Genomic DNA, 8269 nt, shown 5'->3' on the forward strand with positions numbered 1-8269 from the left:
TTGCGGCTGGGCGCGAGGAGGATGAACGGGAGCAGCAAAAGCCGGTCTCCACGCCAGCCGCCCGGCCGAGATCGGAACCGGACCGCCGACTGGACGAGAAATCTGCACCCCGCCCTGCGCCCAAAGGACCGGGATCATCCGGGCCTTCATGATGAGGCCCTGTGAACATGAAGGGGGAGCCCCCTGCCCCATCCGCCAACCCATTTCTCCTATCTCTGTTTTCTGCTCTGAACGTTTCTTGGCATATTACGATGGTGCTGTTTGGTGTTCTGTTGAATGGAAGTTGCCGGTCAGTTCAGCGCTTGTTCTGGCGCTGACAGATAGCTGACTAAGCGCGAGTGCTCTATGATGGATCCGGTTTTTGTTTCAGTTCGTCGGTGTGTTGGTCACGTTTTCTGCGAGAATGGACCAAACCCATGAAACGCCCAACCGCCACCAAACCGCACTGGTGCGATCGTGCGGCGACCGCCAGAGTGAAGCCGGACGGGAATCCAAGGATCGGTAATCAGGTTCAGTGTCAAAACAAAGGCGCCTCACACTACTTATTGCCAACAAAATCCCCACATTTCCACCATTGATAATCGTAATTGAGGCATCTTTATGGTGAAACGATCCTTTGGCGCCAAATATGTGCAACATGTTGTAATTAAAGCATTAACAGATCAATCAAACAGCAAACCCAGCCCCGGATCATATCGCAACCCCTCGCAAATCCGGCCAGATTCCTCCATCGGGCACACGGTCAGCGCGCGGCGGCGCCAATCAGGCCAGTCCGTTGTCAGCGCGGCAATCTCGGGCGCGGATTGGTCGGGCAGGTCCAACCCCAACAAGCGGCGTTCGGACGCGCGGACCTCGGAAAGTTGACAGCCGTCAACTCCGCCCCCGGCATAGGGGCGCAGGCGTCCGCCCCTCCACACCGCAAGCATCAAGGTGCGGGTGGGCAGGCCAAGGCGGGTCGAAAACTCGGTATCTTCGGCCCCTGCCCCGCCAAGACGGTATCCTTCGGACAGTTTGGCAAGGTTGTGCCGGGCTTGGTTCTGCGCCGCATAGCCCTGCCCGATGCGTTCTTGTTCGGCGCGGGCCAAGGCATCCGGCAAGGGAAGATCGCTTGCGCCATGCACCTCTTCGATCAGATCACGCAGGCCACCCGGCGCAACGATTTCGCCGCGCTGCGCCAAGGCCCGCGCCGTGCGCCATTGGATGTCCAGCGGATAGACCCAAGCGCCCCGGTCCAGCACGCGCGCGAGCCATTGATCGTCGCACACATCGTCAGGGTCAGGCCCCACGACCGACAGGACAGGCGATGGCACGGGCCGCGTGCTGGCCGGACGCACGGCCATGTGTCGCCACAGCCGCCCTGCTCGCTGGATCAGAGCCGCGACGGGCGCCAGATCGCTGACCATCACATCGAAATCCAGATCGAGCGAGCTTTCCACAACCTGCGTCGCGACCAACACCCGCCCTGCCCTGTCTTGGCCCGTCTTTCCGAACCGCTCCAGCGCGGCAGCCTCGTGCGCAAGACGGTCGGTCATCGCAAAACGCGCGTGCAGAAGATCGGCCTTGACCCCTGCTGCGCGCAAGTCGTTGACAGCCGTGATGGCATCATCCACGGCATTGCGGACCCAGACACAAGCCGCCCCCTGCGCCGCATGGTCGGTCAGCAGCGTCACCGCGTCCTTGGCGCTTGGCACGCGTTCGACCTTTATCGGGCCCCGCAGAGATGGTTGCGTATCAAAGCCGCGCACCACCGCGCCACCCGCAACGGTCAGCGCCGGATAAGCCGGGTCGCCATCATCCCGCGCGCCGTAACGCGCCAACAGGGTCGCGCGTTGGTCCAGCGGCAGAGTGGCGGTCAACAGGATCGCGGAGCCTCCGGCTTGGTGGTGCGCCGTCAAAAGCTGGGCGAGTTCCTCGGACAGATAAGGTTCGCCCATCTCATGCACCTCGTCCACGATCAGGATTTTCCATGACAGGCCATAATGGCGAAGGCAGGCGTGTTTGGTCGGCAGAACGGACAAGAGCGCCTGATCAATCGTGCCAACCCCAACCGTCGCCAAGAGCGCGCGGCGGCGATTGTCGGCAAGCCATTCGGTCGAAACCGGCTCATCTGTTGCCGAGGTGGATTTCACCACGAGATCGCGAAACGCGTCAGACAGAGCGGCGCGGCCATGGGCAAGGGTCAGACTGGGCGGGTCGTTAAACATCTTCCCCACGACGTCGCGCGCGCGCAGGAACATCGCGTTGGCGGTCGCCATCGTCGGCAAGGCGAAATAAAGACCCTGACCCTTGCCCGCCTGCATCATCCGCTGCGCCAGCAGAAGCGCGGCTTCGGTCTTGCCCGCGCCGGTTTCATCCTCGATCACCGCGAGTATTGGTCCATCGGGCAAGGAAATGTCCTGAACGGCGGCTTGCATGGGGCGCAGGGAAAAGTTGAAAAGCGTCGCGTTCGACGGGGTCGGGGACAACAACCCCGCAAAGTTGACAGCTGTCAACGCCCGCTCGCGCGCTTGGGCCAGATAGTCGTCAATCGGCAGATCAGGCGCGGCAAAGGGAAACCAATCCTCGTTCGATCCGATCCAATCAGCCGCCGCCACGCAGCCCGGAAGCCACCAGCTGAGCGCAATCGCATCGTCCCGGCTCAGACTGTCAAGCGAGGCCTCGGGCCAAAGCGTTGCGAACGCATGAATGACCTTGGCACTGTCACGAATGGCATCATCGCCGATGGCCCGCACAAGCCGGATATCGGCGGGATCATGGGTTGGCGGGCGCCCGTGATGGCCCGCTGTTGCCGCATAAAGATAGGCCCGGCGCGACCGGCGACTGCCCAGATAGTCCGCCAACAGCGCATCGTGGTGAAGCAACAGCACCTCGCTCATCTCCCAATGGCGTTTGATTTGCGGGGTTTGGTCGCGCAGCATCGTGCGAAATGGCTGACCGATCTTGCCCAGATCGTGCAGCGCGGTCAGCAGGCAAAGCGCGTGGCACAGCGGGGCAGGGAAGGCAGCGCGATCCAGCAGAACCTCGGCCACGGCGGCCACGTCAAGCATATGATACACTGCCGGATGTTCGGCCCCGGTTCCGTCCCGCTTTCCGGGCCAATCACCAATCACGTCGCGCATTCCAATACCGCCTAAGCTGCCTTCACATTTTCCGCGCGCAACAGCGCCATGACCATCGGACCCGGCGTGAACGCTCCGTCCGCCGCCCGCGCTGACAACGATCTGAGATAGCCGCCGGGCTTGGCGATATGTTCGGCCCTTTGCAGCATACAGGCAACCGTAATCGCCGCATTCACATCCCCCATAATCCGACAGGCTTCCAACCAGGCGTGTTCGCTGATCCCCAACATGCCGCGCACAAAGGCCGCGGTCACGACGAACTGGTGCCAATCCTTTATGCCGTCGGGGGCATAGTCGCGAAGATCCGGCACTGTTTTCAGGACCAACCCCAAAGGAAGCTTCGTTGCAAGATCGCGGTCATCGGTCGGGCGGGGTGGGGCACTCGGCTCTAGCTCTTCCATTTTCTTGGAAGGTTCAGATTCATATAGAGATTTGGTTGAGTATTGTATGTGCCGCTCATTTTGAACGACATTGCCGTTCATTTCTTCTGTTTTATCATTAGGGAAGAGCAGCTTGGCATGTGTCAGCAATTCGGACGCCTGTCGCGCCATGGCTTTGATCTCATCCTGATCAAGCTTCCGACGAAGAGCCCTGCTCAGCAAGCGTTGCTGATCGTCAAGCGCGTCGGTGTTGATCCCCAAGGTTTCTTGCGCGTATTCGATCAGTTTGCGCGCGTCCCTAAGTTGCAGCACCACACGCTCGCGCAGGCGGCGCAGGGTCTCGGCGGCCTCACAGGCGGCTTGTGCGGCGGCAAAAATCTCGTCCGCGCGGATGACTAACGGCTTCAGGTCGAAGCCAAACGCCACCCGCAGTGCGCCAGTGCTGCCCCGTGTGGCATAGCGCTTTCCATTGGGACTGTCGTGGCGCAAGATCAGGCCAGCCTGCACAAGGGCGCGCAAGTGACGGCGCAGGGTGCTTTCTGCCATTCCGTGCGCGCGCTCGGACAGGGCGGCGTTCGACGGGAATACGATCAGATCATCGCCCCCCAGTTCCCGATCCTGATGAAAGCTGACCAAGGCCGACAGCACGGCCAAATCGCGATCAGTGACGCGAAACGCGGCGCGGGCCTGGGTCAGGGCGGTCAGGATTTTGTATTTGTCGATGCTGCGGTCCGGAACCGCCGTTTCTGCCAACTGGCGCGCGGCCATCAGGCCAGCATCAAGGGTGCGCCGCCCGAAAGGCGTCGTTGAAATGTGTTGCATTGCTGTTTTCAGACAAAACGATTCATATCGCCCGCAAGACGTTGTTGACATCTGTCAACAGAGAAGGCAGATTCAGAAGTGCAAGTTCGAAGGGCCTCTCAGGATTATATCTTGGGGGGTCTATTCGTTTCTGGGGTCTGCCTCCTTTGTTTGGTTTCTTGCCTGTTATCCGCCGTGCTTTTTCAGGAAAAGCCGGTGAACCTCGTCAATATTGTCGACCAGCCAGCCGGAAAAGGCCGGGTCGGTCAGATTGATCTGTGCGCCTTTGGGCGTTGCTTTGGCGTCGCCCAACACCTTACCCGATGCGCCTTTCAGCGGGGCAGGGCGGGCAGACCGTTTCTTGCCCGCACTCTTGGGTGCCAAGCCATTGAAAACCGCATCAAAGCGCGCATCAGACGTCGCGCCCTGCGCAAGCCCGATGGCCTGCGCCGCGTCGGCCCCCTTGATCCGCGCGGCCAAGGCCAGCCAGCGGTCACGCCCAACCGACGGCGCCGCCCCGATGGCGACGACGAGACCGGCCGGCAGTGCCTCGATCACCGAAAGCATGCGCGAAATCACGGTCTTATCAATGTGCAGTGCGTCGCAAATCACCTTGCGTTCAAAGCCTTGTTCAACCATCTGCGCGGCAAAATTGGCCTTTTCGATAAAGGAAAGATCCTTGCGCGCCGCGTTTTCCTGGCCCTGCGTCACGATCAGATCGCGGGTGTTCAGATCGCGCACCATCGCCTTGACAGGTTTGCCAAGTTTTTTCATCGCGGCCACCCTGCGACGGCCATAGACGATCTCGTACCGGCCCTCGACATTGGGCGAATGGCGTAGCAGCACCGGCACCTGTTGGCCATATTCGCGGATTGACGCGGCCAGTTGGTCAAGGCCATCATCTTCTGCGTCCAAACGGTCTTTCAGGCCCGCGTCGTCGATCAGATCAGGCTGAACCTCGATCAAGGCACGATTGCGCAGCTCGGAAATGGACTGGCTGACGGCCCCGATGGCCCCTTTCGCCGATCGGGGCGGCATGGCCGCGCGCGGTGCGTCTTTGGGTGCGGCCTCCATCAGGCCTTTCAACAGATCCTTACGTGCCATTCTCGCGTCCCCATGCTTGTTGAATCAGGGTTTCGATCTCTTCGTTCACCGCATTCAGACTTTCCATCGCGCGTTCATAGGTCGCGCGCGTAAAGTGACCCTTTTCCACCTCATAAAGCGTCTGTTTGGTGATCCCGGCATCGGATATTGCAGTGGATTTCAGGACGGGATGGTTCAAAACATGCTCGCCAAACATCGACCGCATGAAGCTGACCATCTGGTTCTGCGGCCCGTCACCCGGCTCGTACCGGGTGATGACATAGCGCATCCAGTCATAGCGCATGTTGCCCCCCGCCTCGGAGACAACGCCCAAAAGGTTCGACGTCATCAGCAGAAACTGACACATCGACATCACGTCGAGCATTTGCGGATGCACCGTGACAAGCACAGCGGTGGCGGCGGAAAGCGCGGACATGGTCAAAAAACCAAGTTGTGGCGGGCAATCCATCACGACGATATCGTAGTCGGATTCGATCTCGGCCAAGACTTCGCCAACGCGGGTAAAGAATAACTGACCCGACCGTTCGGCAAGGGCGCGGGGTGTGTCGTGCTCGAACTCCATCAGGTCCAGATTGCCCGGAATGATATCGAGATTGGTGAAATAGGTGGGTTGGATCACATTCTGGATCGGCACCGGGTCTTCATAACGGATTGCATCATAAAGCGTGCCGCCATCCAGCAGGTCGAATTCCGGCTGAAACCCGTGCAGGGCGGAAAACGACGCTTGCGGATCAAGGTCGATCGCCAGCACGCGGTAGCCATCCAGCGCCAGTTTCTGTGCCAGATGCGCGGACGTGGTGGTTTTGCCCGATCCGCCCTTGAAGTTGATGACCGTCACGACCTGCAAGTGATCGCCATCGCGACGGCCGGGCAGATAGGTGCCGGGCGCCTTGGCCCCTTTTTCAAGCATTTCCCGCAAGGCCTGAACGTCCTGTGGCGAATAATAACGCCGCCCACCGGCACGGATTTCCGGTTCCGGCCCGCGCCCTTCAAGGTGCAGTTTGCGCAGATAGGCGTCCTTCACACCCAACAAATCGGCCACCTCGCCCGAGGTGAATTTGCGAAGCTCCTTGCGGGCATTGGGGGGGAAAAGCTGTTCGCGATGCGCCTGAAGCCGTTCGGACAGCCGCGCGGCGTGATCGCCCACCAAAAGATCAATACGGTCTTGCGCCATTCGCCTGCCCTATGCCTCGTTGACACGCCAATTGGCGTGTCGGATATCTGATGTGGCGCCCTGAGATGGACTATTGTTGCCCATTTCATCTTGCAGTGCGCCGTATGTTACGCTTTTTTGCGTCTCAACCTGCTCTTACCGTAATTAGATGGACGGAATCACCTGAGTCTGGCAAGCATTATTTTACTACATCTTGCGGGCTGGCGGCGATTAGACACTACTTTCCACCGGGAACAAGGCTCTAAACCGGCATGTTTAGACATTCGCTGTGTGTGGGGTCGACCGCGGGCAGCATATCAAACGTTGATTGGCAAAGCCCATTGGCATATATTGCCAACAAGGAGGATCAGCACATGGTAACACGCAACGTTGTTCTGACAGATACCCAAGACCAATTGGTTCAGGCGCTGGTCGCGGCGGGACGCTATCAGAATGCAAGCGAAGCAATGCGCGCGGGGCTGCGCTTGCTTGAGCAGGAAGAAGCTCAGCTTGAAGCAATCCGGTCCGGACTGAAAGAAGGTCTGGCGCAGGCTCGCGCGGGCGATCTGGCCGATGGAAGCGGCAGCGATGCAGTGCGTCGCGCATTTGCGAAAGCGCGCGCATCGTCATGAGCCGATCCTTCCGGCTGACGCGCCGTGCCGAAGCCAGTCTGGTCAAAATCGCCCGGTGGACGATCGACACATTCGGACAGGAGCAGGCTGAACGCTACGAAGCCGAGCTGCTTGAGCGTTGCAATGCAATTCTGAACGATCAAGCGCACAGCCGGAGTTGTGCCATTCTTGTCGACGAGGCCGAAGATCTGCGGTTCGTCAGGTCAGGGGAACATTTTCTGGTGTTTCTTGATCAACCGGACGAGGTCATCATCGTCGACATCCTGCATTCCCGCAGCGATCTTCCGCACCATGTTGCTGCCCTGAAGGCACCGAAGGGCTATAACGTCTGACCCGTCTACAACCCCGCAGCTTTTGTCAGGTTAACGCGGAAGCGGTCGCGCCTGCGTTGGTATTGGCGGGTCATTTCGGCCGAGCTGTGCCCCAAGTGTTTCTGGACGTGGCGTTCGTCGACCTCGGCACTGCTGGCAAGGCCCGCGCGCAGAGAATGACCGGAGTAGAGCGCCAGACGTTCCTTTTCAGGCAGGTCCGCGCGCAGCCCGGCGTCCAGCACGCAGCGCTTGATCAACCGCGCCACGTGCTTGTCACTCAGCCGCGCATCCAGCGCGCGTTTCCCGTCGCGCGAGGTGCGGGTGAAGATGGGGCCGAAGTCGATCTTGGCGAAGTCCAGCCAATGTTCCAGCGCATGAACCGGGCAGGTCCGGTCCGACGATCCGCGGCCCACTTCGACCTCGCGCCAGCCGGTCTTGGCGTTCAGGGTCAGAACGGCGCCGTCATCAAAGATTTCGACCCAGCCGCCCGCGTCGGGCGTGTCGTCCTTGTGCACATCCAGGCTTACAATTTCACTGCGCCTGAGCGCGCCCGCGTAACCCAAAAGCAAGATCGCCCGGTCACGCAGCCCGCGCAGGTCGAAACCCAGCGTGGCGATCATCGCCAGAATATCGTCGGGCAGGATGGCGTCCTTCTGCACCGGGGGGCGGGCGTGTTTGCGCCTTATGCCGGCCAGCACGCTGGCGATGTGACGATCCGTGCGGTCCAGCGGCTGGCCGCGCTGCGCGCAGTTCCAGACAAGGCCGGACA

7 protein-coding genes are annotated in these 8269 nt (G+C 60.4%); 2 read left to right on the forward strand and 5 right to left on the reverse strand.

Annotated features, from left to right (window positions below; genetic code table 11):
• Positions 1 to 662: 662 nt before the first annotated feature.
• The 4 genes from cas3 to repA form a co-directional block, all read right to left on the reverse strand.
• Positions 663 to 3119, reverse strand: a complete 2457-nt coding sequence (cas3, locus tag MN186_RS16365) for a CRISPR-associated helicase Cas3' (protein ID WP_242115793.1) — start codon at positions 3117 to 3119, stop codon at positions 663 to 665.
• An 11-nt stretch (positions 3120 to 3130) separates the two neighbouring features.
• On the reverse strand, positions 3131 to 4321 hold the full coding sequence (gene repC, locus MN186_RS16370; RefSeq protein ID WP_242115794.1) for a plasmid replication protein RepC: 1191 nt from the start codon (positions 4319 to 4321) through the stop codon (positions 3131 to 3133).
• A gap of 165 nt (positions 4322 to 4486) precedes the next feature.
• Positions 4487 to 5404: a plasmid partitioning protein RepB gene (repB, locus tag MN186_RS16375; RefSeq protein ID WP_242115796.1), complete on the reverse strand. Its 918-nt coding sequence runs from the start codon at positions 5402 to 5404 to the stop codon at positions 4487 to 4489.
• Positions 5394 to 6578, reverse strand: a complete 1185-nt coding sequence (gene repA / locus MN186_RS16380) for a plasmid partitioning protein RepA (RefSeq protein WP_242115798.1) — start codon at positions 6576 to 6578, stop codon at positions 5394 to 5396. Before repA ends, repB begins: the two co-directional genes overlap by 11 nt.
• A 353-nt stretch (positions 6579 to 6931) precedes the next feature.
• Between repA and MN186_RS16385 the strand changes: the two genes are divergently transcribed.
• Both MN186_RS16385 and MN186_RS16390 read left to right on the forward strand, forming a co-directional pair.
• A complete protein-coding gene (locus tag MN186_RS16385) occupies positions 6932 to 7189 on the forward strand; it encodes a type II toxin-antitoxin system ParD family antitoxin (RefSeq protein WP_242115799.1) in 258 nt (85 codons plus the stop codon).
• Complete coding sequence (locus tag MN186_RS16390; protein WP_242115801.1) at positions 7186 to 7521, forward strand: type II toxin-antitoxin system RelE/ParE family toxin; 336 nt, start codon at positions 7186 to 7188, stop codon at positions 7519 to 7521. The genes MN186_RS16385 and MN186_RS16390 overlap by 4 nt, the downstream gene beginning before the upstream one ends.
• Before the next feature lie 5 nt (positions 7522 to 7526).
• On the opposite strand, the gene MN186_RS16395 is transcribed toward MN186_RS16390, so the two are convergent.
• A partial coding sequence (locus MN186_RS16395) for a tyrosine-type recombinase/integrase (RefSeq protein WP_242113914.1) occupies positions 7527 to 8269 on the reverse strand: 743 nt, incomplete at its 5' end.

Source organism: Aliiroseovarius sediminis, assembly GCF_022678485.1.
Taxonomy (GTDB): Bacteria; Pseudomonadota; Alphaproteobacteria; order Rhodobacterales; family Rhodobacteraceae; genus Aliiroseovarius; species Aliiroseovarius sediminis.

Bases quoted from the DNA above. Each gene is read 5' to 3' on its own strand.
- MN186_RS16385 (WP_242115799.1), top strand. From the start codon at position 6,932: ATGGTAACACGCAACGTTGTTCTGACAGATACCCAAGACCAATTGGTT.
- cas3 (WP_242115793.1), bottom strand. From the start codon at position 3,119: ATGCGCGACGTGATTGGTGATTGGCCCGGAAAGCGGGACGGAACCGGG.
- repB (WP_242115796.1), bottom strand. From the start codon at position 5,404: ATGGCACGTAAGGATCTGTTGAAAGGCCTGATGGAGGCCGCACCCAAA.
- repA (WP_242115798.1), bottom strand. From the start codon at position 6,578: ATGGCGCAAGACCGTATTGATCTTTTGGTGGGCGATCACGCCGCGCGG.
- repC (WP_242115794.1), bottom strand. From the start codon at position 4,321: ATGCAACACATTTCAACGACGCCTTTCGGGCGGCGCACCCTTGATGCT.
- MN186_RS16390 (WP_242115801.1), top strand. From the start codon at position 7,186: ATGAGCCGATCCTTCCGGCTGACGCGCCGTGCCGAAGCCAGTCTGGTC.